Source organism: Streptomyces sp. NPDC043867, from assembly GCF_056435845.1.
Window position 1 is genome coordinate 14,341 of sequence record NZ_JBWKDS010000028.1, and the last position, 25,949, is coordinate 40,289.

The window sequence follows — 25,949 nt, forward strand, 5'->3', positions numbered from 1 at the left end:
CCTCCCGGGCGGGCGGCGCTCTGCCGGGCACCGAAGGACAGCACCAGGCCGCGGAGCCGGACGCCGGCCTGCGGAGGCGCGATGAGGGAACAACCGGCCCCCACCGACGACGGTGGGCGGCCGGAACCCGCGGCCGCCCACGAAGTGCGCGCGTACGAGGGCAACGGCGGCGTCGTCTGCCTGACGTTCCGGTGGCCAGTGGGTGGCGTTCAGCCGGAGTACACGCCGTTTCAAGATCGTCTCGCCAGAGTTCCGCCTCGTGCCCACCTCATACTCACGTGCCGGCGCCGCCCCTGTGTGCGCCGTGGCTCTGGCCCTTTCCGGACTGCTCGTCACCGGGCTGCTGGCCGCTCAGCCCGCGGCCGCCGCGGACCCGGCCGGCTATCAGAACGTCCGGATCAACGAAGTCACCTCGTCGAACAACGACACGGTGGAGTTGTACAACGCCGGCGCGACCGCAGTGAGCGTCAGCGGCTGGAAGATGGCCGACGACAGCTTCTCGCCGCAGCCGTTCACCCCGTCCTCCGGCACGATCCCGGCGGGAGGCTTCGTCACCTTCAACTCGCCCAAGGGACTGGGTGATGCGGACAAGCTGGTGCTCTACACGTCAGGCGGCACGGTGGTCGACCGCGTCGAGTGGGCGGCCGGCAGGGCGAAGCCGGCGATGGCGCGTTGCGGAGGCGGCACCGGGGCGTGGGTGACCGCGGCCCCGGCGTCCACCTTCGGCGCCGCGAACGCCTCGGGCTGCCCGTCGTCGGTCCCGGCGGCGAGCCGGGTGCGGATCAACGAGGTCACCTCGAACGGCTCCGACACGGTGGAGTTGTACAACGGCGGAACGAGCGCCGTCAGCGTCGGGTCGTGGAAGTACGTCGACAACGACACCTCGCACCCCGCGGCGTCGGTCTCGTCCTCCTCGCCGAGCGCGAGCAGCATCCCCGCGGGCGGCTACATCACGTTCAACTCGACCATCGGCCTCGGCGACAACGACTCGGTCTTTCTCACCGACAGCAGTGGCAACACCATCGACTCGGTGACCTGGACGACCGGCGGCGCCCAGCCGTCGGACGAGCGCTGCGCCAACGGCACCGGCTGGTTCAAGGCCGCCACGACCGCGACGCTCGGCAGCGCGAACTCCTGCTCCGGCGGCACCGGCGGCGACCCGCAGAACGGGCAACTGCTCGGTGGCGGCGGCTCGCTCACCAGCGGCTGCGAGCCCGAGGCGCCCTCCGGCACGGGTTCCGCCCCGACGGGCACCCTGGCATGGCCGGGCGGCCCGAACGTCACGATCGCGGACAACGTCTGCGCCTTCACCACGTCCACGGGCCCGGAAGGCCGGGACCTGAGCGGCCTGGCGTTCGACCCGGCGAACCCGTCGGTGCTGTGGGCCGCCAAGAACAAGAACTGGCTGTACAAGCTGGTCAAGAGCAACGGCAAGTGGAACCCGGACGCGACATGGAGCGCGACCGGCAAGCAGATCCGCTTCGCGGGCGGCTCCGGCGAGCCGGACTCCGAGGGCCTGACGGTCGGCGGCAACGGCCACGTCTACGTGACCTCCGAGCGCGACAACACCGACAACACCCGGCCCAGGGACACGATCCTGGAGTTCGACCCGGCCGCGACCGGACCGACGCTGACGCCGGTCCACCAGTGGGACATGACCGCGCAGTTCCCGCAGCTCGACACCGGTGACAAGGACGACGCCAACCTCGGCTTCGAGGGCGTCGGGTACGTGCCGGACAGCTGGCTGACCGCGAACGGCTGGGTCGACCCGCGCACCGGCGCCGCCTACAACCCGGCGAGCTACCCGCTGCACGGCTCGGGCCTGTTCTTCGCCGGTCTGGAGTGGGACGGCTCGCTGCGCGTCTACGGCCTGAACTCCGACGGCACGTTCACCACGTTCGGCACGATCGCCACCGGCAAGGCCTCCGTGATGGACGTGACGTTCGACGCCGGCACCCAGCGCCTCGTCGCGACCTGCGACAACACCTGCGGTGAGACCCACACCTTCATGAAGGTCGACGCCTCCGGCGCGATCGTGCCCGACGTGACCTACACGAACCCGGCCGTCATGCCCACCGGCAACCTGGAGGGCTTCGCGATCGCACCGACCACGGCCTGCGTCGACGGCTCCCGTGAAGCGGTCTGGGGCGACGACGGCACCTACGGCTTCGGCTCCGGAAGCTCCTCCTACGGACACGCCCTCTACAGCGGCACTTTCCCCTGCTGAGCATGCCCCAGCACCGGAGACGGCCACCCACGGGCTGACCGCTCGGCGGGCCGGCCGGGCCGCGCGTCGAGCCCGTCGAGCCCGTCGAGCACGCAGTCCAGGCCGAACCCCCGCCCGCGCGCCCGCCGCGGCGGGGATGGCGGCGGGTCCTGCGACCCGCGGACCGGTCGTCGGATCAGCTGATCCCCAGCCGCCGGGCCTCCCGGACCCACGACGGGAACTCGGACAGCAGCCTGTCGTAGAGCTCCGCGTCCGATACGCGGCTGATGTCGTCGAGGGCGAAGAACCCGACGTTGTCGACGCGGCGGCCCGGCAGGGTGTCGAACCGTTCCAGGACGCCGTAGTCGGACCGCCCCAGTCCGACGAACTGCCAGAAGACAGGTTCGTCCACCGCCTGCCGCAGCTCGGCCTCGATCTCCTTGTTGCGGTGGACGCCGCCGTCGGAGAAGAACAGCACCAGGGTGGGGGCCGCCGCCGGGTGCTCACGGACGTACGCCCGGACCTCGGCGATCACCTTCTGCTCCTCGTTCTGGACCCCGACCGCGCGCATGTCCACCTGGCCCGGCAACAGACCCCTGCGCGGCTTCCTGCGCCGGAACAACGTCAGTTCACCGACCCGGACATGGAGCTGCAGCCACTGCGGCAGGTCACCCACGGCGAGGTCCGGCAGCCGGGCCGGGTTCGACGCGAACGTCCACGCCTGCATCTCACCGTCGTCGTCGAGCTGCGCGGCCACCGCGGCCATCCGCTCCACGACGTCGGCCACGACACCCTTCGAGTACAGGAACGACATGGACCCGGAGGCGTCCAGGACGAGGATGACGCGCGCACTCACCCCCTCCGCCCCGTGCTTGCGCAGACTGACGGCCACCTGCTCCTTGCGCAGGGAGAGCCGCTTGCGCATGTCCACCGGCAAGTGCTCCTCACCCTTGACGAGACGCGGGGAGGGGGAGGCCGGGGTGGCAGGGCCGGGCCGGGGCGGAGTGCTCGCGTACGGGGAGGCGGCGGGTGGAGCGGGAGCGGGCGGCGCAGGCGGCGCGGGCCGGGCCGGGACGGCAGGCGTGGGCGTCGGGGTGGCGGGCGCGGGCGGGAACGTGGGTGCGGTCGCGGCCGCAGAGGATGCCGCCGACGCGGTGGCGCCCGGTTCTTCGTCCACGCTGATCCCGAAGTCGGTGGCCAGACCCGCGAGTCCGGACGCGTACCCCTGTCCCACCGCGCGGAACTTCCACTGACCGGCCCGCCGGTACAGCTCTCCGCCGATGAACGCCGTCTCCGTCGTGGCCTCCATCTCGAACAGCGCCAGCTGCCCACCCGTGCCGGCGTCGAGCAGCCGCAGCCGCAGACCGGACAACTGGCCGAAGGTGCCCCCGTCCGCGGAGGCGCCGAGCACGACCCGCTCGATCTCCGGCTCCAGGGCCCCCAGATCCACGCCGACGGTGTCCGTCGTACCGCCGCCGTCCTGCCGCTTCCCCAGATGACGCACGGCACCCGAGGCGTGCTGGGGCTGGTTGTAGAAGACGAAGTCCCCGTCGTCCCTCACCCGCCCGTCGGCGCGGAGCAGCAGCGCCGAGGCATCGGCGTCCGGCGCGCCGGGGCCCCCGGACCAGCCGATCTCGACCCGCACCGCGCTGGCGGCGACGGGAAGGTTGCCGCCCTTGCTCATCGATGTCGCTGTCATACGTCCAGTCTGCCCGGAGAACCCGGCACCGGGACCGTCCGATGCACCGCACGCACACGGCTGCGTGCGCCCGATGCCCGGCTCCTGCCCCGGCGCGGGCCGGCGGCCGGAGGTTCCCTCGCCCCAGGGGTCGGGGGAAGGTGCTCTTTTCCTTGCATCCGACAGGGCCCTCAGTAAGTCCTAGCGCGAGGCTAGACGTGCTTTGGCCTCCGAAATAGGGGACGGGTGTGCTGTCTGCTCGGGGTCGTGGGAGGAGAAACCAGGTCGGGTCTCAAGCCCGTATCTGTCTACTCTCAGTCCTGCCCTGATACAGAGAGTGCCGTGATGTAGGTCACTGGTGTCTACGGGAACTCAACATCTTGCGATCTGTTCACAGGCCATTCACAACAGCTACTGTCCCAGTCCACTGATCAAGTTCTGCGTCAGGTCACGTGTCACCGTGCTGGGAAGCACGGCTGTTGTCCTGCCCGAATGCCATCAGTTCTTCTGTTGGACTGCCCGCATAGGTGCGGGTGGCACGGGGTGGGAGGTCGAGTGGCTGCTCGGCGTGCACGTTTCGTCTCAGTCGGCGTTGCGGGGGCGGTGCTGGCTGGACTCTTGTCGACGGTGTCTGTCATTTCGCCGCAACAAGCTGTTGCAGCCGCAGACGATCTGACTCCGATCGTTCCGTCGCAGTCCCTTGGTTCCGTGCCGACGCAGCAGGCGGAAGAAGTGGGCAAGCCGCTTCCCGCCCCGGACTGGCCGGCTGCGGCGGAAGCGACGGTGGATCTGTCGAAGTCAGCCCCAGGGGACGCGGGCACGGTCACTCCCGGTCCGTCGGCGTCGCCAAGCGGGGATGCCACGCAGATTGGTGAAGTTGTCGAGGTTGCCCCGGTTCCTGACGACGAAGGTGCAACGACACAACTGTCGTCGTCGCACCTCGCGGATGAGGCCACACCGTCACCCAGCCGCAGTACTTCGGACGTGCCAACCGCAAGCTCTTCGACCAGCCCTGAGGCCAGCGAGAGTGCTTCACCGTTGCCGACCGGCTTGCCAACCTCACGATCCGACAGTGACCCTGTGTCGCCGGACCAGGTCGACGTGCGCGTGCTGGACCGCAAGGACGTGGAACCCGCCGGCGGTATCGGGCTCGGAGTACAGGTCACACGTACTGACGGCGTGACGGAGCCCGGCCAGGTTCAAATCGGTATCGACTACTCGGGCTTCAGATACGCCTACGGCGCGGACTTTGCCTCCAGGTTGCGGCTGGTCAAGCTGCCGGCCTGCGCACTGAGCACCCCCGAAACCGAGGGGTGCACGGACCGGGAGTTCGTTCCCGCGGCCAATGACACCGCGACAAGCACACTTATCGCCACTGTGACCGCAGGCCCGGACACGGATTCCGAGGGTGCCTCGCCGCAACTGCTGCGTGAAGCCGGATCAAGCGGGGCGAGTGTCTATGCGGTGACCTCGAGCTCGTCGTCTGACCAGGGGGACTACCGGGCTTCCACGCTCTCGCCGACCGGGTCGTGGGAAGTGTCCACCGGATCGGGTGCATTCAGCTACAACCTGCCCATACAACTGCCTACCCCGCCGATGGGTTCCGCCCCATCGCTGGCGATGTCGTACAACTCGCAGTCCGTGGACGGCCGTACCTCCTCCAGCAACAACCAGGCTTCCTGGGCCGGCATGGGCTGGGATCTGAACGTCGGCTTCATCGAGCGCCGCTACCGCAACTGTTCCGACGACGGGCTGCCCACGATCGGTGACATGTGCTGGGACTCGCCGAACTCCGACAAAGAGCCGTCGGGCGCCGTCTACGTCATCAGCCTCAACGGTGTCACCTCTGAACTCATTCAGGACAACACCGGAACCGGCTCATACCACCTCAAAGACGACCAGGGCTGGCGCGTTCAGCGCCTGTTCAACGGCCACGGTGCAGGACGCGACGGCGAGTACTGGGTGATTTCCACTCAGGACGGCCACCGCTACTACTTCGGCTGGGGCCGCTCCGAGCGCACCGGCACCGCGACCGCCTCCGTGTTCACCGAGCCCGTCGTGGGCAACGACGCGGGAGAACCGTGCCACGACCAGTTCCCCGAGCCTTGCACCCAGGCCTGGCGGTGGAGCCTTGACCGGGCCGTCGACGCCAACGAAGTCGAGACCATGTACTTCTATGACAAGGAGTACAACCACTACCGCTCGGTCGCGAACACGGACAAGGCCCGCGAGTACGTCTCCTCCGGTTACGTGAAGGAGATTCAGTACGGCTGGTCCTCGCAGATCACCGACGGCAAGCTCCCGGCGAAGGTCGAACTCAGCCACGTCAACCGGTGTATCGAACGCGTCCAGGAGAATGATCCCCTGAGGGACGCGCCCGCGACCTGTCCCACCTTCGACGACAAGCCCGGCTCCTACCCGGATGTGCCGGTCGACCTGATGTGCGACGGCACCTCGGCCGACTACAACTGCGCCGGCAAGACGTACTACCCCACGTTCTTCTCCACCGACATGCTCTGGGACGTCAAGACCTACGTCAGTGACCAGGACGGCTCCGGCTGGGACCTGGTGCAGCAGTACCAGAACAAGTACGGCATGCCCAACCCGGACGGCACCGTAGGAAAGACGCTCTGGCTGGACTACATCCAGCGCAAGACCTACGGCAGCGCCGGAGACGACGATGACATCGTCCTGCCCGTCATCAACTTCAACCGCATCGACCTGGACAACAAGGTTGGTTCCACCGAACTGAACTTCCCTCGCATCCAGGAGGTCCACGGGGATCTCGGAGCCACCACCTCGGTGTCCTACGGCTTCGCCAACCCTTGCACAGCCGACGCCCTGCCCAGCCAGGCCTCCAATACCCAGGACTGCTTCTGGCAGAAGTGGGCCCCAGAAGGATCCACCGACTCCAGATCCGGCTGGTTCAAGAAGTTTCTGGTCACCAAGGTGGTAGTCGACCCGACCGTCACCACGAACCAGGACGGCGCGCCGCTGATGACCACCTCCTACACCTACGAGGACGGCGCAGGCTGGCGATTCACCAATGACCCGCTCGTCAAGGACGAGGACGAAACCTGGTCCGACTGGCGCGGCTACCAGGAAGTGCAGGTCACCACAGGCGCCGGCACCGGCCAGAAGACCCTGAAGAGCTGGCTGTACCGCGGCCTGTCCGGCGACCGGACCTCCAAGACGGATCCGTCAGCCACTAAGACCGTCACCGTCAACGACGGTGACGGCAACAACTACACCGACCATGCCTGGCTCGCCGGGAAAACCCTGTCGACGTCACTGCGCGACGACAAAGACGCGTCACATGAGCGCACTTACCACTCTTACTGGGACCACAACACCGCCCAGTACGACGGCATGCCCGACGCTCGCTTCGTTCGTGAATCGAAGACCACCACCAAAACCCTGATCAAGGGCGGCAGCTGGCGCGAGCACATCGTCGAGAGCGAATACGACGACGACAAGGCCGCCTCTGCCACGTTCGGCCTGCCCATGCGTACCGACGACTTGGGTGAAAGCGACGTCTCCGACAACCAGTGCACCACCATGGGAAGGGCCTACAACACCGAACCCTACGACTCCACCGGCGCCCAACGCTGGACCGTGCTGCCCGACCAGATCAAGCACTACTCGGTGAGTTGCTCAACCGCCGCAGACAGCAACCAGGACAGCTACACCACGACCCTCTACGACGACTCAGACAGCGTCGAGAACAACCACCCCGTTGACGGCAATGTCACCGAAGCCCGCATTTACACCAAGGCCGGTTCCCACCGTTCCACATGGGCAGACTACGACGACGCCGGACGCGCCATATGGACCGAGGACGGCAAGCACAACCGCACCACAACCACGTACAGCCCAGCGAACACCTGGCCGATGAACGGCACGACCACCACCACACCCGACCCCGACGGCGAAGCCCCATCAAGAGGTCCACTCACCTCGACGGTATGGATGTCCCGCTACTGGGGGGTGCCCACCACGACGAAGGACGTCAACGGCAACGTCAGCAAGGTGACGCTGGACTCCACGGGGCGCACGGTCGAGGCGTGGGCGCCGACCGAAACTGGCAGCTCGCCGTCGCTCAAGTTCAGCTACACCATCCCCAAGTCCACCAACAGCGCCGGCGTCCCGGACTCGGTGGACGGCTACCCGCATATCGCCACGCACGTCCTGCAGTCCGGCACGACCTACCTTTCCGCTCACGGATACCTCGACGCCCTCGGACGCACTCGGGAGACACAAAGCCCGCTGCCGTCCGACCTTGCACCCGGCACCACCCAGACGGTGCCCTACCGTCAGGTAGCGGTGACCCGCTACGACTCGGCAGGACAGGTCACCGGCACCTCAGCGGTCTTCCGGAACCAGGGCACCGCCGGCTCAGGCGGTCCTTCCAGCCCCGAGACCAAAGACCTGCCGTCCTACAACGACCTGGAGCTGGACTGGGCCGGTCGGACCGTGCTCTCCGAGCTCGAGGTATATGGAAACTGGCAGACCGCAGGACGGACCACCACCACCTACGACGGCGACTACACCAGCGTTCAGCCCGCCATCGGCACCGCGACCGACACCTACACCGACGTCTACGGTCAAGTGTCCAAGGTGCTGGAGCGCGACGGCACCTCCACCTTCACCACTTCCTACGGCTACACCCGCAAGGGCGAGCTGAAACAGATCACTGATCCCCGCGGAAACAACACTTTCTACACCTACGACTGGGCCGGACAGCGCACCAGCGCCGACGACCCGGACGCTGGCTACTCCACAACCGAGTACGACGACAACGGTCAGGTCGCCAAGACCACCAGCAACAACAGCCAAACAGTCCTGAACTTTGCCTACGACTACCTCGGCCGCCAGACCTCCGTCTACAGCGGATCCGATGAACTCGCAGCCTGGACCTGGGACGGCGCCAACGTCCCAGGCGGCAAGGGCCGCATCACCTCAACGACCAGCCGCGACACCGAGGGCAACACCTACACGACGAAGGTTGGAGCATTCGACCCCCGCGGCCGGGCGCTCAACACCACCCTCACCATCCCGGCCGCTGTCACCGGCCTCGCCGGCAGCTACACCAACTCCGTTACCTACGACGCCGCCGACCACATCACATCCGTGACCTACCCCAAAGCCGGCGGCCTCGACGCGGAAACAGTCACCACCACCTACGACAGCTACGGGCGCCCCAACCGCTTGACCGGCTCCCTCGGCAGCTCCGTCTACATCGATGCGACCGCATACGACGCCTACGGCCGCCTCACGGGACGCACCTACGGCGCCAAGCCCAGCAGCAGCGGAGTCCAAGCCAAGCGTGCCTACAGCTACGACGACACCAACGGCACCCGATGGCTCAAGACCATCGCCACCACCATCACCATCAACAGCCTGATCAGCGAAGCCCAGAAAGACACCTACGACTACGACCTGACCGGCAACATCACCGAACTGCGCGAACAGGCCAACGGCCAAACCGCCCAGTCCCAGTGCTTCCGCTACGACAACCAGTACCGGCTCGCACTCGCCTTCACTCACACCGCATCAGGCATCTGCGCCGACAAGACGAAAACCACCTCCGACTTCAAGGGCACCGCCTTCTACCAGACCGCCTACACCTACGACCGCATGGGCAACCTCCAGTCGGCCACCGACACCAACGCAGCCGGCACCGCAACCCTGCGCGACTACCTCTACCCCGGCTACGACGACGCCGGCACCTGGACCACCGCAAACGCCGACTGGCCCCACGGCGTCCGCAAAATCAACAAGACCACAGCTGGCACCACCACCCTCGCCGGCACCTACACGTACAACCCCGACGGCACCATGAAACAACGCATCGAGGGAAGTACAACAACCGACTACAGCTGGACCAAGCAAGGCCAACTGAACACCGTCAAGACCACCAAAGACAGCGGCAGCGAACTCACCCGGTACGCCTACACCGCCGACGGCAGCCTCCTGGTCCGCACCACACCGCAGGAAACCGTCGCGTCCGTCGCAGGCATGGAACTGCGCACCACTGACGGCGCCAAGGTCACCGCCACGCGCTACTACACCGCAGGCAGCACGACCGCAGCCATGCGTACCACCACGGGCAACACCGTCGGCAACGGCAAGCTCACCTACCTCACGGCCGACACCCAGGCCTCCACGCAACTCGCTGTCGACGCAGCAACCGGTGCGACAATCCGCCGCCGCTATACCCCCTTCGGAGACGAGCGCAGCGGAAGCCTGCCCACAGGCACGGATGCCGGTTTCCTGGGCCAGACCGAAGACACCAGCACAGGCCTTTCCCTCCTCGGAGCCCGCGCCTACGACCCGAGCCTGGGCCGCTTCCTCAGCCCCGACCCCCTCAGCGTTCCCTACCACCCCCAAAACCTGTCCGCCTACAGCTACAGCAACAACAACCCCATCAACGACAGCGATCCGACCGGCTTGTGCGCCGACCTGGACTGCGCTACACGTCCCACTCCCGATTCTGAGAACCACACCCCGACCCACGAGCCAAAACCACCGAAGCTGAATCAGAACGCGCAAGCTGCACAAGGTATGGGCACCGCTGACCCGGTGCTGCCCGCGAACACGACCGAGGTCTACCCCGGCGTCACTGCACCGATCGCCTGGCCGTACATAGAAGAACTGCAAAACCGGCTCAACAACTACATCAACTACTACTGTGGTGCAGACATTGGTTGCCTGAGCAGCTCCCAAGACGATGAAGAAGCCGCCCTGGATCGCCATAATCTGAATCACTTGGTGTACCTCGCGTGCCAGAGCATGGGGCATGAAACCAACTGCAAGTCAGTGCTTGGGACCTCCATGGCGGAATCCATGGCCTTCTTGGCTGGGATAGGTGAGGGGGAAGGCCCAGGAGGCGGGGCTGAGGGATCTTGGAATCTCGGCAAAGGCAAGGGCGGACCCTGCAAATGCTTCCTAGCAGGCACCGACGTGCAGATGGCAAACGGCTCCACGAAAAACATTGAAGACATCGAATCCGGTGAAAAAGTCCGGGCCACAGACCCCAAAACTGGTGAGTCGGATGCCAGAACAGTCACCCGCCTGATCATCAACGATGACGACAAGCATTTCAACGAACTGAAAATTGCCACCCCCGCAGGTATCGAAGACCTCACCGCTACTCACGAACACCCCTTCTGGTCCCCTTCAGAGCACGACTGGGTCACAGCGAGCAGTCTTGAAGTGGGCATGAGCCTCCTGACCAGCGGCGGTCAGACCGCCATCGTCACCGGCAACCGCGCCTACACGAAGCGCGCGAGAACGTACAACCTCACTGTTGACGGCTTGCACACGTACTATGTACTCGCTGGGCAGACGCCGGTTCTGGTTCATAACAGTGGAGGATGCCTTCCCGCTCTCCGGGACTGGAGCAGCCAGCGGTTCCAGTTCGGCAATCAGTCCTTCTTGCTCGATAAGAAGGGAATGGAGCACATCCTCACTCGTCATCACCCGAAGTATTGGGATGGCTCGGTGAAGAAAACACAGTCCTTCTTCGATTCGAGCATGAGTGTTGATGACGTCCAAGGCGCTATCGGTCAAGTCATGCGGCAGAACCGCGATACGCTGGTTCAGCGAGGCAGTCAAGGCATGTATCAGATTCGCGGGAACGTCAACGGCGTCGACTACGTACTCGGCATGAATAGAGGTCGAGTGGGCCAGTTCTATCCGGAATAACCATCATCGAAGGACCTGAGGCGTGGTTGAGATTGAGACGTTCCTGAAGGGCGCGGACGGTGGGTTCGTGCAGGTGGAAGCCTGCCGTACCCCGCCGCCCGACCTTGACTACATTGAAGGTGCCATTCGGCTGTCCGTTGATGGATTGGAAATCATCGGCACTGAAGAGTGGGACTACGTTGACCAGCTATGGTGTTATATCGCCGAGATGGTGACGAAAATGCAGTCTTCGGGTTACGCGGAGACGTATTTCCCGGATCAGCCGATCAAGCTCTCTTTTCGGGCCGCAGGGTCTCGCGTCTTGGTGACCGCCAAGATGGGCGAAGAAACGAAGACGGCAAATGCTTCATCCGCGGATTTCCTGGAGGCTGTCAAAGCGGCTGGGGTGATCTTCTTCAGGAAGATGTCCGAGCTTGTCCCGGCTAATTCGTATGCCGAGGCGCAGCAGGAGCTGTCAGTTTGAACAAGCCAGAGGCCCCGCCGGAAATTCTTGAATCCGGCGGGGCCTCTGGGGCTCTTGACGGCAGTAGTTGACGGCAACGTCAGCGGACGGGCGCGGCGCAAAGAGGTGGTTCGTCGCCGTCGTCGGGCTCGCCGGTGATCTTGGCGGGGTTACGGAGGGCGTTGCCAAGAAGGTCGATGGCGTTGCGCTGGAGGCGGAGCCTGACGTGGGCGTAGACGGTGGCGGTGACGCCGATGTGGGCGTGTCCGAGGAGTTCCTTGATCACGACGAGTTCCACCCCCTGCTCCAAGAGGAGCGTCGCCGCCGAGTGACGGAGATCGTGGAACCGGATGCGGCGGAGCCTGGCCCGGTGGAGCAGGGCGGTGAAGTGCCGGGTGAGGGTGGCCCCTTCGATCGGGGCACCATTGGGCCGGGTGAAGACGTAGCCGCTGTCCTGCCAGCTTTCGCCTGCTGCTTCGCGTTCCTGGCGTTGCCGACGGCGATGCTGTTCCAGGGAGCACAGGCACGGCGTCGGCAGGGCGATGCGCCGTTCAGAACTCTGGGTCTTGGTCGGCAGGGCGGTCAGGCCGCCGGAGTTGGTGCGCTGGAGGGTACGGCGGATGCTGGCGGTTCCGCCGGCCAGGTCGAGGTCTTCCCAGCGCAGGCCGAGGAGTTCGCCCTTGCGGAGCCCGGTGTGCAGGGCGAGTTCGAACAGAGGCTGCAACCGGTGACCGCGGGCGGCGGCCAGAAACTCACGCGCTTCGTCGGCGGTGAGGGGTTCGAAGCGGCGGGGTCGGGGTGTGCCGGTGCGGACGTTGCGGGCGACGTTGCGCGGGATCTCCTCCGAGCGCACCGCGTGCTCCAGGGCGGACTTGAGCACGGAGTGCACGTAGGCCAGGGTCAGCGGCGAGAGCCGCTTGGAGCAGCACTTTTCAGCGGCGCAGCAGTGGGGCTCATCGCGGGCGGTGTCGAGGCCGCGGGTGCAGCACTGGCAGGTGGTTCGGAGCTGGTTGAGCCAGGTGCGGACGTCCTTGGCGGTGAGCTTGGCGAGCTTCTTCCGTCCGAGGCCGGGGATGAGGTAGAGCCGGGTGACGGCGGTGTAGCGGGTGTGGGTGTTCTCGCGGAGCTGGTGGACGGCGACGTTCTCGAGCCAGTACGTCAGGTACGCGGCCAGGCTGCCCTGCGCGGATGGGGCGGGGAGGCCGCGGTTGCTGGCGGCGATCTTCTCGGTGAGTTTGGCGAGGGCTTCCTTGCGGGTGGTGCCGTAGACGCGGATGCGCTTGCGGGTGTTGCCGGGGGCGAGGACGTATCCGGCGGCTTTTCAGCGGCTGTCCTTGCGCTGGTAGACGGTTCCGTCGCCGTTGGCGCGGACGCGACGGGAGGCGGGGGTGTCGCGGGGTGTGGTCATCAGGCGGCTTCCTGTTCGAGGCGGGCGTGGATGAAGTCGGTGAGGGCGTGGGTGGGGATGCGGCGGGCGCGGCCGAGGGTGATCGAGGCGAGTTGGCCGGTGCGGAGGAGGTCGTAGACGGTGGAGCGGCCGAGCTGGAGGCGGGCCATGACCTGGGGCACCGTGAGCAGATCCAGCGCCGGTGCCGTCTGCGCGTGGAGGCCGGAGAGTGGGGGCGAGGCCATCAGCAGCCCCCTTCGGCCGCGAACTGCCGTTCCAGTTCCTTGCTGTGCCAGACGTGGGCGGCGAGGAGTGCGGCGCCGGGGCTGTAGCCCGAGCCGAGGTAGTCCCAGTGGCCGAGGACGAGGGTGGTGTCCGGGTCGTGCTCGGGCAGGCCGGCGTGGGGGCGGGCCTGTTCGGTGCGCCAGGCGCGGCGGGCGTCGCGCAGCGCGCCGAGGGTGGTGGAGTAGCTGCGGGATTTGGTGGAGAAGTGGCCCCGGAAGCCGAGCATGTGCGCCCACTTCCAGAGCTTGAGATCGGCGAACTCCGGCAGCCTGCCCAGCTCCCAGCAGGTGCGGATCATCTGCCGGACGTGGCGTGCCACCGCGAGCCGTGGCAGCGGGCGGGCCTGCCCGGTGCCGCCGCAGGCGGTGCACGGAAGCGGGGTCCCGTGGGGCAGGAGGGTGGCGCCGCGTCCCTGGCAGGGGCGGCAGAACAGAGCCCGGTCGAGGGTGCCGGAGGCGTCGGCGGATTTGGTGGCGTACTTGGCGACGTAGGCGGCGACCGCCTGGTCGGTCAGTTCGGCATCGGTGCCGAAGGCCGCGATCTCGCGCACGTCGAGCTGCTGGCCCCAGCCGAGTTGGCGTTCCCCGATCGCGTCGGAGTCGACCGTGACACGGACCCGCGCGGCGGCGGCGCGGACGGCGTCGGCGAGCACGGCGACGGTGGCGTACGGCGGTGGGGGCTGGTTATTGCCGTCCGGGCCGTCGAGCCGGATGACGGCATGGAAGTGGACCAGACCGCGCTGCTGGTACTCGGCGACTTTGGCGAAGGAGATCCGCAGGACCGCGCGGGCGGCCTTCTGGGGCATGCCGAGCCCGGCGGCGATCTCGCGGCGCAGGTAGGTGGTGAAGCGAGCCCACAGGGCGGAGGCATAGGCGTTGAACAGGACCGCGCCCGCGTAGTCGTACGTCGCCGGGTTCAGCGGCGTCCCGATCAGAGCGTCCTTAGGTTCGTGGAGCTTGCGGCAGCGGTAGGGACGGATGTCGCCGCCGGGGGTGGTGAGGCGGTTGTGGACGGGGCCGAAGGACGGCGGGGTGAGAGTGACGAAGACCCGGGGGTGGGTGCGGACGGTGTCGGGCACGGTCTTGCCGCCGGACAGGCCGGCGCGGATGAGGTGGTAGGTGTCGGCGGCGTAGAGGCGGGAGCAGGCCGGGCAGCGGGAGGCGCGGCGGTTGCCGCAGGTGGTGAGCAGGCTGCCCGTCGGTTCGGCGGAGGATGTGTAGGAGCGCAGCACCTCACCCGTCGCGGAATCGACGGTGGTGGTGTGGCCGGTCAGGCGCACGGGCTCGGTGCAGCCGCCGAGGCGTTCGATCTGCTGTTGCGCGCGGTCGAAGCCGGGGTGGTTGACCAGGTGGAGCAGGTCCCGCACGGCGGGGCTTGCCACGTGGCGCAGGTCCAGGGTGACCATTCGGGGCGTGTCCCTTCTGTTCGGGTGGGTGGCCCCGAGCAGCAACCAGGCAGGCTGAGAGGCGTGTTGGTGCTGCTCGGGGCATGACGAACCAGACCCAGGGGCGGGCGTGGATTCAGCGAGGGGATGCAGCCGGTGAGGGCCGGGGCTCAGAGCTGAGCGAGTGCGGCGGTGGCCACCGGCAGGGCGACGCCCATGCGCGTTCCCAGGTGGGCGGCGGTGATGGGTGTTCCGTACTCGGCGCGGTGGGTGTCGGCGATGCGCCGGGCCGCGTCCAGCAGGGCGGCAGGCAGGGCCGGGCCGGAGGCGGGCCGAGTCGTCTTGGCGACGGCGACGGGCGGAGTAGCGGCCGGAGCCGGAACGGGCTCCAGTTCCTCGGCCGAGGAGGCGGCGACGACCGGGGCGGGCGTCGGGGGCTCGGGTGCGGGTGCTTCGTCGGGCACCGGTTCGGAGATGGCGGCTGCCTCCAGGTGCCGGGTGGGGCGGGTGAGGGTGTGGAACTGGGCGAGGAAGGTGGGACCGACGTGGCCCCAGCCGAGCAGCAGGAGCGGGGCGACGGTGTCCAGACAGGCCCGTCCGTAGCGTCCGGCCAGCAGTGGTTCGGCGGTGTTCAGAGCGAGGGTGAGCAGGCCACACAGGTGCAGCAGCCGGGTACCGGCCTTCAACTCCGCCTTGGGGACGCCGCGTAGGGCGAGGAACCGCAGCGCGACCAGGAGCCCGACGACGGACAGGTCCACCATGGGGGCGATCAGCGGCGCGATCGGGTGGGGCACACCGAGTCGCAGGGCGAGCGCCCAGACGTTGCCGAAGGAGAAGACGAAGGCCAGGGCCGCGATGACCGCCATGACCACGGTCACGGTGCGTCGGGTGAACCGTTCCTCCGCCATATCCTCAACCTCCTTCCTGGAATGGGCTTTTCGGGGCTATTTGGCGAGCGAGACAGGGGTGTCGTCCGGCCCGTCGTCGGGGATCGTGCGGCCGGTCGAGGCGAGGAGGGCGTCCAGGCACAGGGCGGGATCGGCGGTCAGATGGGAGGTGGCTTCCGCGACGCGGGCCGCGTCCTCGTCCGAGACGTAGGGGGTGCGGATGCGGGTGTAGCCGGGGCGGCCCTGCATCGCCATCACGGCGACACCGACATAGGCAGGGTCCTGCAAGGTGACCGGGCTGGCGTCGGGCCAGTTGCGGATGTCGTCGCCCAGCGCGGCCACAGCGGCTTCCACCGTCTTCTGTGCGAAGGACAGCCCGATGGGGCACACGTCGCGGATGAACGTCGGGAGGGCGTCGCCGGTGGTCTTCTGGCTGATCAGGATCACCAGGATGCCGACGCTACGGCCCTTCTTGACCAGGTCCTCCACCAGCCGGGCGTTCTCCGCCGTCAGCGCGGCCAGACGTTTCGTCTCGGCGTCGCTGCCCTTGTACTCGCGGAAGAACGTGTGCGCCTCATCGATGAGCAGGACCGTGAGAGGCCACTGCGGCGAGGGGCCGACGTGCCACATGTTCTTCACGCCGAGCACGTCACGGATGGTCGAGGATCGGCGTCGACGCAGCTCCACCAGCCGCTTGAACAGCGCGTTCGCTTCGTCGAGATCGTCACCGCAGAACGCGAACATCCGCTTGACGAGGTCGGCGTAGTCGCCCTCGGAGGCGCGTGACACCTTGCCGTCCGCGGTCGCGATCTGCACGGCTGCCGACGGTGCGAAGTCGCAGACGAACTTGTTGACGGTCGAGGTCTTGCCCGAGCCGGGGGTGCCCGCCACGGTCACCCCGGGCACGTTGGCCAAGGGCACGCACACCCGGGCGGCGTACTCGTCCACGCCCAACTCCCAGCGCGTCAGGTCCGTGGGCGGGCGGCCGGTGGGCTGGTGTGCGGTCGGCGTGGTCAGCGGGTCGGAGCGCACGCCCCGGATCACCACCCTGCCGGGGCCGTCCGGCAGCACGGAGACCCGCGTGCACCGCCAGGCATCCGCCAGGAACCGCGCCGACTTCTGGTACTCCTCCAGCCCGACCTGCGGCAGCGTCCCGGCCCGCACGACCACGCCGAACCGGTCCGGGGTTACCTTGATCCGAGGCGTCAGCACCCGAGGTGCGGGAGCCGGGCCGTCCTTGGACGCGGTGATCTGCGCGAGCAGTCCTGGCGTCTTGTCGGTGACCGTCAGCCCCGCCATCCGCGCGAGCCGCACCCAGCCCCACCGCACCCGCACGGCCTGCCGCATACTGACCCGCGTGCTCCGGTCGGCCCGCACGTAGCGCACCACCGTCCACAGCAGCCACACGCCGACCAGCGCAGTAGCGATCGGCAGCGCGTACGACGCGTATCCCGTGATGGGTTCCATGTCAGGCCCCTCTTCGTGTATCAGGCGGAGCAGGCGACCCAGGTCCAGGCGGGCCGCCTGCTCCGTGCTCAGGCCGATCAGACCGAGCACCGCGGCCGAGACGCCGGAAGTGGCCTTGCCCTCGGTCCCCGACAGGGGCCGGAGCGGGGTCAACTCCCGCTCCGGCGCGGGGCTTCCGAAGCGGATCACTGAGCCGCCTCCACCGTCACCAGCTCCAGGCGGGCGGCGCGGTAGGCGACGCCGTCGGAGAGCTGACCGTTGAAGATCCGCGCCCACGGCGTGGCGAACAGCTCCACCGGCCGCACCATCGCACCCGGCTTGAGCCCGGCCGCCAGGCCCGTCTCCGGCACCGTGATCTTTAAGACGCCCGACCGCCGTACGCCCAGGTCGCCGACATCCTCCGCCGAGAGATCCTGGAAGGCACCTACCCTCCGGGCTCCCAGCTCCCTCCCGCCCGGGAGATCCAAGAGCGATTCAAAGTCGCCAACTCCACCGCACAGAACGCCTATCGAAGCCTCAAGCAAGCGGGACTGGTGTACGCGGTCAAGGGGCGCGGTGTTTTCGTTCGCCAGGAACCGGAGTCGGGCAAGTACCACGGACCGATCACGAACTACCTGCTGCGCGATGAGATCGACCGCGAGGCGCGTGTAGCCGCCACCGAGTTCGCCGACCTCAGCGACGAGGAGCTGCTGGCGCGGGAAGCGGAGCTAGACCGGCGATGGGACGTGGTTCGGGAAGAGCATCAGCGACTCTTCAGCGAGCGCCGGAAGGTCAAGCGAGAGAAGAGCCGACGCGGCCTGTTCCTGCCACCCCTCCATGACGACGACGCCGAAGCGGACGTATCGCCGAGCGAGAAGCTGAAGACCGCACTGGCCGAATCGAAGAAGCGCCGGCAGCAGCGACCCTGACCATCGGTCCGGCGGCTTGACCGGTGGGTGAGCTGTTCAGAGTTTCTTTACTTGATCAAGGGCGTCCCGCTGACGCGGGCCGCCGCGCGCCGGCGGTCGGTGACCGCCGCCTGCTCCTGTCTGCCGCCCCGCTGGCGACGGCCGCCGACCACTCGGCGCGCAGAGCCCGGGAGCGTAGGCCGGACCACCAATCGGAAGCCCCGGTGCGACCGCTCAGCAGCAGACTGGCCGGGCACCTGAGAGGCCGCCCGGCGGGCTCGCGCCGTCCCGGACGCCCATGCCTGGTGCCTGGCTGGGGGCCGTGACGATGGAAATAACTGGGCTGATGCCGGTGCGGGGTTGAGCGAGACACACGTGGCGGGTGGCCGGTCGGCACGCCCGCCGTCGTGGCTGACTTTCTGTGGCAGAGGCCAGAACCCCCACAGCCATGGGCACGGCACGCACGTGAGGCCCGCCCCTGCCGGGGCTGACGAGGAGGGGGAGCCTCGATCGGTTGCGCCCGGCAGGGACGGGAGTCGGGTGGGTCAGCGCGGTGCGGCGCCTGGGCGAGCGAGGTGGGTCACGTCTGGCGCCAGGCCCGCCAGGGCCGGGTGATGATCTCCCGGTAGGTGTGGTGGGACGGGTTCTGGCCGCAGTGCCGCAGCACCCAGTCCTGCGGTTCGGCGAAGTCCTCGCTTGTCGGCGAGGTCTCTCCGTCCACGGCGCACTGCATCGCGTAATGGACCGGCTCCGCGTCCGGCTCGCGGTCGGGCTGGAGCGTCCAGGTCTCATAGCGCAGGACCGAGCGAGGGGTCACCGTCCCCACCTCCGGTTGGCCACGGCCACCTTCGCGCTCAGCTCCTCCGTCGGAGTCGGCGTACGTACGTCCTCTGGAGGCACGTCCCACTCCCGGCCACCGCGCGGTGGCCGAAGCTGCACGTACGGCCCCACATGCCCCATCACCACGCCCACCTTGCCGTTTCGTCGGTCGACCACCAGGGCGCCGGCATCGGGCGTGGCGGTGTGCCCGTCGGCATCAGGGGTGGGGGCCGTCATCGTGACCACCCCGGCGAGGCGGCGCGCGACCGGGCGTCCAGTCGCAGGGCGGGAACACATGGGGTGGCGCTCATTCGCACGGTGACGCTCCTCGGCGGCGTTGATGCGGGCCCCTGGGCCTGTTGGTGCCGCGGGGTCGGCACCGATCCTCACGCCGGTCACCGGGACGAAGGAACCTCCACCAAACCCCACTCCGGGACGTCCTGCACCATGTAGAACGTCCCTGGTGCCGTCCTGAGGCGAAGGGGGAGACTCGTGCCGAACGAGAGACTACGAGCCGTCATGGCGGCGGGAGGCTGGACGTACGCCGCACTCGCTCAGCAGGTCGAGGTCGACCCCAAGTCGGTCGAGCGCTGGGTGAACCTCGGGCGTATCCCACGCCGTGCCACCGCTCTCCAGGCGGCCAAGGCCCTGGGAGAAGACGTGCACGCACTCTGGCCAGCACTGCGCCAGGCCCGCCCCGCCCGCGCCATCAGCCCTGAGTTGGTGGCGCTCTACGAGCAGCGGGCCGACCTCCCCGTCTCGGTGTTCACCGACCTGATGGCCCAGGCCCGGGAGCGGATCGACATCCTCGTGTACGCGGCCGTCTTCCTCCACGAGGCGTACCCGCGGCTGAACGAACTCCTCACCGAACGCGCCGCCGAAGGCTGCACCGTCCGCATCGCGATCGGGGACCCCGACAGCGACAACGTCCAAGCCCGCGGCCAGGAAGAGCGGTTCGGCCACGGCATCGAATCCCGCTGCCGCCTCGCACTCATGCACTACAGGCCGCTCGCCGGCACCCCCGGCATCGAAGTCCGCTCCCACGGCACCACGCTCTACAACTCCCTCTACCGCGCCGACGGCCAGCAACTCGTCAATGCCCATGTCTGGGGCGTCAACGCGTACGCCGCCCCCGTATGGCATCTTCGCCGACACGAGACAGGCGGCATGTTCGACACCTACGCCGACAGCTTCGACGCCGTGTGGACGACCGCGACCCCCGTACGAGAGGAAGGCTGACCGTGGCCCGCACCGAGTACTACGACGACCCCAGCGCGCCCGAGCCGAACAGTATGGTCGTCGCCGCATCCGCCGTCGTCACCGACGAGCACGGGCGCATCCTCCTCCAGCGCCGCCGCGACAACGACCTGTGGGCACTGCCCGGCGGAGGCATGGACCTCACCGACTCCCTGCCCGGCACGGCCGTCCGCGAGGTAAAGGAAGAGACCGGCCTCGACGCCGAGATCACCGGCCTGGTCGGCACCTACACCGACCCGAAACACATCATCGCCTACACCGACGGCGAGGTCCGCCGCCAGTTCAACGTCTGCTTCACCGCCCGTATCACCGGCGGCCAACTGGCAATCTCCGACGAGTCCACCGAACTCCGGTTCGTGCCGCCCGAAGAAATCGAGCAGTTGCCGATGCACCACACCCAACGACTCAGGCTCCAGCACTTCCTGGAACAGCGCGAGAAGCCGTACCTGGGCTGAATCGTCTGACGGCAGTAGCGACGGCAATAACCCCGCACAACCACGGACACCCACGCACTTCACCGGACCAGCAAACTGCGCTTGACCTGCGAAAAGGCAGGTCGAAGGCTTCGCGTAGCACACGTACTATGTGCTGGCGGGTCGGACGCCAGTTCTAGTTCACAACAGTAGTTGCCCCGAGGTCGACGAAATATCTGAGAATATTTCGAAGCATGCTCTCGATTCGGCGAAGCGTCCCGACGGGGACGGCACCCACTTCGTAAGAGGGGTCGATGACGGAGCCCTCCCTTACTACGTCGACGGCGTGATCAATGGGAATGTTCCCAATGTCGAGACTAGATATCTTCGGAATGGACGAGTCGGCTACTGGGACCCCGATAAGCGATCCGTCGTCATCGAAGATGGTGACGGTGGAACGGTATTCACTCCCAAGGGCGGGAAGGATTGGTTTGACAATGTTCTCCGATGAACAGGGCGATCGAGGCGCCAGGCCGCCAGCTTCCGTCATCGTCCTCAGTGTCGACCAGTTCGAAGTGATCTTCCAAGTCACGCATCAGCTGCCCAATTTCCAGGAGTCCCGCCTCATGGAGCTTGGGTGTACAGCGGCCGACCTGCAAACACTGATTGACGCACTTCGCGAGATTGATGCTCGCGTGGCTGGAGCTTCGCGAGTCTGCATCTGGCTTCGTGACGATGAGACGGAAATCGCCGTCGAGGTTCAAATTTCCTCAGGCGAGGTGAATGATGTAGGCGCTCCGAGCGCAGAGGTCATGGCGACTCTTCCGTTGCGAATCGGTAGACGCTGGTATGCGCTCGCGCAGCTAGTTGTTTCCGCTTTGGGGTCCCGGGAATTGTTCCTGCGGACGGGGTATGGGGCTGACGAAGTCCGGGCGGCGGTGGTGGGACTTGATTTGGATTAGTTCGCTGTACGGAAATCGACTGAAACGGATTCGGTAACAAATCTCATCAGGACGCTGACGAGAGCTGACCGCCTGTCTGGCGAACACGCTCAAGCACCGCAGAAGCCCCACCAGAATCGACTTCTGGTGGGGCTTCTCGGGCTCGTGACGGCAGTAGTTGACGGCAACGTCAGCGGACGGGCGCTGCGCAGAGCGGTGGGTCGTCGCTGTCCCCGGGGTTGCGGAGGGTGCGTCCGAGGAGGTCGATAGCGTCGCGCTGAAGACGGAGCCGGACGTGGGCGTAAACGGTGGCGGTGACGCCGATGTGGGCGTGGCCAAGGAGTTCCTTGATCACGACCAGTTCCACTTCCTGTTCCAGGAGGAGGGTCGCGGTCGAGTGGCGGAGGTCGTGGAACCGTATGCGGCGGAGTCCGGCCCGGTCGAGCAGAGCGGTGAAGTGGCGGGTGAGGGTCGCTCCTTCGATCGGAGCGCCGTCGGGCCGGGTGAACACGTAGCCGCTGTCCTGCCAGGCTGTCCCTGCCGCATCGCGCTCCCGACGCTGCCAGGTGCGGTGCTGTTCCAGGGAGCGCAGGCACGAGGTCGGCAGCGCGATCCGTCGTTCGGAGCTCTGGGTCTTGGTCGGGAGGGCGGTCAGGCCGGCGGTGTTGGTGCGCTGGAGGGTGCGGCGGATGCTGGCGGTTCCACCGGCCAAGTCGAGGTCCTCCCAGCGCAGGCCGAGGAGTTCGCCCTTGCGCAGGCCGGTGCGCAGGGCGAGCTCGAACAGCGACTGCAGCCGGTGACCGCTGGCGGCGGTCACGAACTGGCGTGCGTCGTCGGCGGTGAGGGGTTCGAAGCGGCGGGGCCTTGGTGTGCCGGTGCGGACGTTGCGGGCGACGTTGCGCGGGATCTCTTCCTCGCGTACTGCGTGCTCCAGGGCGGACTTGAGGACGGAGTGCACGTAGGCCAGGGTCAGGGGCGAGAGTCGCTTGGAGCAGCACTTTCCTGCGGCGCAGCACAGGGGTTGGTCGCGGGCGGCGTCGAGGCCGCGGGCGCAGCACTGGCAGGTGGTGCGGAGCTGGTTGAGCCAGGTGCGGACGTCCTTGGCGGTGAGTTTGGCCAGCTTCTTCCGCCCGAGGCCGGGGATGAGGTAGAGCCGGGTGACGGCGGTGTAGCGGGTGTGAGTGTTCTCGCGGAGCTGGTGAACAGCGACGTTCTCCAGCCAGTACGTCAGGTACGCGGCCACGCTGCCCTGCGCGGAGGGCATGGGCATGCCGCGGTTGCTGGCGGCGATCTTCTCGGTGAGCTTGGCCGGGGCTTCCTTGCGGGTGGTGCCGTAGACGCGGACGCGCTTGCGGGTGTTGCCGGGGGCCAGCACGTATCCGGCGGCTTTTCAGCGGCTGTCCTTGCGCTGGTAGACGGTCCCGTCGCCGTTGGCGCGGACGCGGCGGGAGGCGGGGGTGTCGCGGGGCGTGGTCATCAGGCGGCTTCCTGTTCGAGGCGGGCGTGGATGAAGTCGGCCAGAGCGTGGGCGGGGATGCGGCGAGCGCGGCCGAGGGTGATCGAGGCGAGCTGGCCGGAGCGCAGCAGGTCGTAGACGGCGGAGCGGCCGAGCTCGAGGCGGGCCATCACCTGGGGCACCGTCAGCAGATCCAGCACCGGGGCCACCTCCGTGCGGAGGACGGTGGGCGGGGGCGAGACCATCAGCAGCCGCCTTCGGCCGTGAACTGCTGTTCCAGTTCCTTGCGGTGCCAGACGTGGGCGGCGAGGAGCGTGGCGCCGGGGCTGTAACCCGAGCCCAGGTAGTCCCAGCGACCTACGACGAGAGTGGTCGTCGGGTCGTGCTCAGGCAGGCCGGCGTGGACGCGGGCCTGTTCGGTGCGCCAGGCCCGGCGGGCGTCGCGCAGCGCGCCGAGCGTGACGGAGTAGCTGCGGGACTTGGTGGAGAAGTGGCCGCGAAAGCCAAGCATGTGCGCCCACTTCCAGAGCTTGAGATCGGCGAACTCCGGGAGGGGGCCCAGTTCCCAGCAGGTGCGGATCATCTGCCGGACGTGCCGGGCGACAGCGAGCCGGGGCAGGGGCCGGGCCTGCCCGGTGCCGTCACAGGCGGTGCAGGGGAGCGGGGTTCCGTGGGGCAGGAGGGTGGCGCCGCGGCCCTGGCAGGGGCGGCAGAACAGAGCCCGGTCGAGGGTGCCGGAGGCGTCGGCGGATTTGGTGGCGTACTTGGCGACGTAGGCGGCGACCGCCTGGTCGGTCAGTTCGGCATCGGTGCCGAAGGCCGCGATCTCGCGCACGTCGAGCTGCTGGCCCCAGCCGAGTTGGCGTTCCCCGATCGCGTCGGAGTCGACGGAGATGCGGGCGCGCGGGGCGGCGGCCCTGATGGCGTCGGTGAGCACGGCGACGGGGCGTTCGAGGGCAGGGGCTGGGCGCTGCCGTCGGGGCCGTCGAGGCGGATCACGGCGTGGAAGTGGACCAGGCCACGCTTCTGGTACTCGGCAACTTTGGCGAAGGACACCCGCAGAACCGTGCGGGCGGCCTTCTGGGTGAGGCCGAGCCGGACGGCGAGCTCGCGGCGCAGGTAAGTGGTGAAGCGGGCCCACAAGGCTCCGGCGTGGGCGTTGAAGAGGACCGCGCCTGCGTAGTCGTACGTCGCCGGATTGAGCGGTGTGCCGAGCAGTGGGTCCGTGGGCTCGTGGCGGATTCCGCAGCGGCAGGGCCGGGCGTCGGGGCGGTTGTGGACGGGGCCGAAGGAGGGGGCGGTGAGGGTGGCGAAGACGCGGGGGTGGGTGCGGACGGCGTCGGGGACGGTCTTGCCGCCGGAGATGCCGGCGCGGATGAGGTGGTAGGTGTCGGCGGCGTAGAGGCGGGAACAGGCCGGGCAGCGTGAGGCACGGCGGTTGCCGCACGTGGTCAGCAGGCTGCCGGTGGGCTCGTCGGAGGCGGTGTAGGAGCGCAGTACCTCACCGGTCATGGTGTCGACGGTCGTGCTCTGGCCGGTCAGGCGGACGGGTTCGGTGCAGCCGCCGAGGCGTTCGATCTGCTGTTGTGCGCGGTCGAAGTCGGGGTGGTTGACCAGGTGAAGAAGTACGTGTGCGCCTCATCGATGATCAGGCCCGTGAGCGGCCACTCCGGCGACGGGCCGACATGCCACATGTTCTTCACACCCAGCACGTCCCGGATGGTCGCCGAGCGTCGCTTGCGCAGCTCCACCAGCCGCTTGAACAGTGCGTTCGCCTCATCAAGGTCATCCCCGCAGAACGCGAACATCCGCTTCACCAGGTCGGCGTAGTCACCCTCCGAGGCCCACGACACCCTCCCGTCCGCCGTCGCGAACTGCACGGCCGCCGACGGCGCGAAGTCGCACACGAACTTGTTGACCCCCGAGGTCTTGCGCGCACCCGGGACGCCGGCCACTGTCACCCCGGGCACGTTGGCCAGGGACACGCACACCTGCGCGGCGAACTCGTCCACCCCCAGCTCCCAGCGCGTCAGGTCCACGGAGGCCGGCCGGTGGGCCGGTGGCGGGTCGGCGTGGTCAGCGGATCGGAGCGCACACCCCGGATCACCACCCGACCGGGGCCATCCGGCTGCACGGACACCCGCGTGCACCGCCACGCGTCCGCCAGGAACCGGGCCGACTTCTGGTGCTCCTCCAGCCCGACCTGCGGCAGCGTCCGCGCCCGCACGATCACCCCGAACTGATCGGGCTTCACCTTGATCTTCGGAGTCAGCACCCGGGGTGCGGGAGCGGCAGCGTCCTTCTGCGCGGTGATCTGCGCGAGCAGGCTCGGGGTCTTGTCGATGACCGTCAGACCAGCCATCCGCGCGAGGCGTACCCAGCCCCGGCGGACTCGCGCGGCCTGCCGCATGCTCACCCGTGTGCCCCGGTCCGCCCGGACGTAGCGCACCACCGTGACCAGCAGCCACACACCGACCAGTGCCGCAGCGACCGGCAGCGCGTACGACGCGTATCCCGTGACAGCGTCCATGTCAGGCCCCCCTTTCGTGTATCAGGCGGAACACGTCGCCCAGGTCGAGGCGGGCCGCCTGTTCCGGGTCCAGGCCGAGCAGGTCGAGGACCGCGGCCGAGAGGGCGAAGGTGGCCTTGCCTTCCGTGCCCGGCAGGGTCCGGACCGGGTGCAACTCCCGCTCCCGTGCGGGGTTTTCGAAGAGGATCACTGGCTCGTCTCCA

19 protein-coding genes and 4 pseudogenes are annotated in these 25,949 nt (G+C 67.9%); 8 read left to right on the forward strand and 15 right to left on the reverse strand.

What is annotated here, in order from left to right; translation table 11 throughout:
• Positions 1-304: 304 nt before the first annotated feature.
• Complete coding sequence (locus tag AC069T_RS25665) at positions 305-2,227, forward strand: lamin tail domain-containing protein (RefSeq protein WP_478784965.1); 1,923 nt, start codon at positions 305-307, stop codon at positions 2,225-2,227.
• Positions 2,228-2,402: 175 nt separating this feature from the next.
• Here the strand turns inward: AC069T_RS25665 and AC069T_RS25670 are convergent, their stop codons facing one another.
• Entirely contained in the window at positions 2,403-3,905 is a 1,503-nt protein-coding gene (locus tag AC069T_RS25670; RefSeq protein WP_478784966.1) for a VWA domain-containing protein, read from the reverse strand.
• A gap of 534 nt (positions 3,906-4,439) precedes the next feature.
• Between AC069T_RS25670 and AC069T_RS25675 the strand changes: the two genes are divergently transcribed.
• Together AC069T_RS25675 and AC069T_RS25680 are read left to right on the forward strand one after the other, a co-directional pair.
• On the forward strand, positions 4,440-11,591 hold the full coding sequence (locus tag AC069T_RS25675) for an RHS repeat-associated core domain-containing protein (protein ID WP_478784967.1): 7,152 nt from the start codon (positions 4,440-4,442) through the stop codon (positions 11,589-11,591).
• Positions 11,592-11,613: 22 nt separating this feature from the next.
• The gene (locus tag AC069T_RS25680; RefSeq protein ID WP_478784968.1) at positions 11,614-12,054 is read left to right on the forward strand and encodes a hypothetical protein; all 441 of its coding nucleotides are present in this window, start codon (positions 11,614-11,616) and stop codon (positions 12,052-12,054) included.
• 79 nt (positions 12,055-12,133) lie between these two features.
• On the opposite strand, the pseudogene AC069T_RS25685 reads toward AC069T_RS25680, so the two are convergent.
• The 6 genes and pseudogenes from AC069T_RS25685 to AC069T_RS25710 form a co-directional block, all read right to left on the reverse strand.
• Positions 12,134-13,441 (reverse strand): annotated as a pseudogene (locus AC069T_RS25685) (tyrosine-type recombinase/integrase).
• A complete protein-coding gene (locus tag AC069T_RS25690) occupies positions 13,441-13,665 on the reverse strand; it encodes a helix-turn-helix domain-containing protein (protein WP_478784969.1) in 225 nt (74 codons plus the stop codon). The pseudogene AC069T_RS25685 and the gene AC069T_RS25690 overlap by 1 nt, the downstream one beginning before the upstream one ends.
• Complete coding sequence (locus tag AC069T_RS25695) at positions 13,665-15,110, reverse strand: replication initiator (protein WP_478784970.1); 1,446 nt, start codon at positions 15,108-15,110, stop codon at positions 13,665-13,667. Before AC069T_RS25695 ends, AC069T_RS25690 begins: the two co-directional genes overlap by 1 nt.
• A gap of 149 nt (positions 15,111-15,259) precedes the next feature.
• A complete protein-coding gene (locus tag AC069T_RS25700) occupies positions 15,260-15,997 on the reverse strand; it encodes a DUF2637 domain-containing protein (protein ID WP_478784971.1) in 738 nt (245 codons plus the stop codon).
• 36 nt (positions 15,998-16,033) lie between these two features.
• Positions 16,034-17,632: an FtsK/SpoIIIE domain-containing protein gene (locus AC069T_RS25705; protein ID WP_478784972.1), complete on the reverse strand. Its 1,599-nt coding sequence runs from the start codon at positions 17,630-17,632 to the stop codon at positions 16,034-16,036.
• A complete protein-coding gene (locus AC069T_RS25710) occupies positions 17,629-17,886 on the reverse strand; it encodes a hypothetical protein (protein WP_478785042.1) in 258 nt (85 codons plus the stop codon). Before AC069T_RS25710 ends, AC069T_RS25705 begins: the two co-directional genes overlap by 4 nt.
• Here AC069T_RS25710 and AC069T_RS25715 point away from each other — a divergent pair.
• Positions 17,857-17,949: pseudogene (locus tag AC069T_RS25715) on the forward strand (GntR family transcriptional regulator); the annotation flags it as partial. The gene AC069T_RS25710 and the pseudogene AC069T_RS25715 overlap by 30 nt on opposite strands.
• A gap of 27 nt (positions 17,950-17,976) precedes the next feature.
• Complete coding sequence (locus AC069T_RS25720) at positions 17,977-18,351, forward strand: hypothetical protein (RefSeq protein ID WP_478784973.1); 375 nt, start codon at positions 17,977-17,979, stop codon at positions 18,349-18,351.
• Between the two features lie 559 nt (positions 18,352-18,910).
• Here the strand turns inward: AC069T_RS25720 and AC069T_RS25725 are convergent.
• Positions 18,911-19,156: a DUF7848 domain-containing protein gene (locus AC069T_RS25725; protein ID WP_478784974.1), complete on the reverse strand. Its 246-nt coding sequence runs from the start codon at positions 19,154-19,156 to the stop codon at positions 18,911-18,913.
• Complete coding sequence (locus AC069T_RS25730) at positions 19,144-19,386, reverse strand: hypothetical protein (RefSeq protein ID WP_478784975.1); 243 nt, start codon at positions 19,384-19,386, stop codon at positions 19,144-19,146. The genes AC069T_RS25725 and AC069T_RS25730 overlap by 13 nt, the downstream gene beginning before the upstream one ends.
• 282 nt (positions 19,387-19,668) lie before the next feature.
• Between AC069T_RS25730 and AC069T_RS25735 the strand changes: the two genes are divergently transcribed.
• The 3 genes from AC069T_RS25735 (at position 19,669) to AC069T_RS25745 (ending at position 21,781) form a co-directional block, all read left to right on the forward strand.
• Complete coding sequence (locus tag AC069T_RS25735) at positions 19,669-20,388, forward strand: XRE family transcriptional regulator (protein WP_266718323.1); 720 nt, start codon at positions 19,669-19,671, stop codon at positions 20,386-20,388.
• 2 nt (positions 20,389-20,390) lie between these two features.
• Positions 20,391-20,861 carry an NUDIX domain-containing protein gene (locus AC069T_RS25740; RefSeq protein WP_266717122.1) on the forward strand — a complete coding sequence of 157 codons (471 nt, stop codon included), beginning with the start codon at positions 20,391-20,393 and terminating at the stop codon, positions 20,859-20,861.
• A gap of 455 nt (positions 20,862-21,316) precedes the next feature.
• Complete coding sequence (locus AC069T_RS25745) at positions 21,317-21,781, forward strand: hypothetical protein (protein ID WP_478784976.1); 465 nt, start codon at positions 21,317-21,319, stop codon at positions 21,779-21,781.
• 169 nt (positions 21,782-21,950) lie between these two features.
• Here AC069T_RS25745 and AC069T_RS25750 read toward each other — a convergent pair.
• The 6 genes and pseudogenes from AC069T_RS25750 to AC069T_RS25775 form a co-directional block, all read right to left on the reverse strand.
• A pseudogene (locus tag AC069T_RS25750) lies at positions 21,951-23,237 on the reverse strand (tyrosine-type recombinase/integrase).
• Positions 23,237-23,461, reverse strand: coding sequence for a helix-turn-helix domain-containing protein (locus tag AC069T_RS25755; protein ID WP_478784977.1), 225 nt, complete (start codon positions 23,459-23,461; stop codon positions 23,237-23,239). Before AC069T_RS25755 ends, AC069T_RS25750 begins: the two are co-directional and overlap by 1 nt.
• A pseudogene (locus AC069T_RS25760) lies at positions 23,461-24,833 on the reverse strand (replication initiator). Before AC069T_RS25760 ends, AC069T_RS25755 begins: the two are co-directional and overlap by 1 nt.
• On the reverse strand, positions 24,755-25,255 hold the full coding sequence (locus AC069T_RS25765; protein WP_478784978.1) for a hypothetical protein: 501 nt from the start codon (positions 25,253-25,255) through the stop codon (positions 24,755-24,757). The pseudogene AC069T_RS25760 and the gene AC069T_RS25765 overlap by 79 nt, the downstream one beginning before the upstream one ends.
• Entirely contained in the window at positions 25,246-25,746 is a 501-nt protein-coding gene (locus AC069T_RS25770) for a hypothetical protein (RefSeq protein WP_478784979.1), read from the reverse strand. The genes AC069T_RS25765 and AC069T_RS25770 overlap by 10 nt, the downstream gene beginning before the upstream one ends.
• A gap of 1 nt (position 25,747) precedes the next feature.
• Positions 25,748-25,936: a hypothetical protein gene (locus AC069T_RS25775; RefSeq protein WP_478784980.1), complete on the reverse strand. Its 189-nt coding sequence runs from the start codon at positions 25,934-25,936 to the stop codon at positions 25,748-25,750.
• Between the last annotated feature and the right edge of the window lie 13 nt (positions 25,937-25,949).

Coding starts and splice junctions, on each gene's coding strand:
- AC069T_RS25670 (WP_478784966.1), bottom strand. CDS start 3,905: ATGACAGCGACATCGATGAGCAAGGGCGGCAACCTTCCCGTCGCCGCC.
- AC069T_RS25690 (WP_478784969.1), bottom strand. CDS start 13,665: ATGGCCTCGCCCCCACTCTCCGGCCTCCACGCGCAGACGGCACCGGCG.
- AC069T_RS25695 (WP_478784970.1), bottom strand. CDS start 15,110: ATGGTCACCCTGGACCTGCGCCACGTGGCAAGCCCCGCCGTGCGGGAC.
- AC069T_RS25700 (WP_478784971.1), bottom strand. CDS start 15,997: ATGGCGGAGGAACGGTTCACCCGACGCACCGTGACCGTGGTCATGGCG.
- AC069T_RS25730 (WP_478784975.1), bottom strand. CDS start 19,386: ATGACGGCCCCCACCCCTGATGCCGACGGGCACACCGCCACGCCCGAT.
- AC069T_RS25735 (WP_266718323.1), top strand. CDS start 19,669: ATGGCGGCGGGAGGCTGGACGTACGCCGCACTCGCTCAGCAGGTCGAG.
- AC069T_RS25745 (WP_478784976.1), top strand. CDS start 21,317: ATGTTCTCCGATGAACAGGGCGATCGAGGCGCCAGGCCGCCAGCTTCC.
- AC069T_RS25755 (WP_478784977.1), bottom strand. CDS start 23,461: ATGGTCTCGCCCCCGCCCACCGTCCTCCGCACGGAGGTGGCCCCGGTG.
- AC069T_RS25770 (WP_478784979.1), bottom strand. CDS start 25,746: ATGGACGCTGTCACGGGATACGCGTCGTACGCGCTGCCGGTCGCTGCG.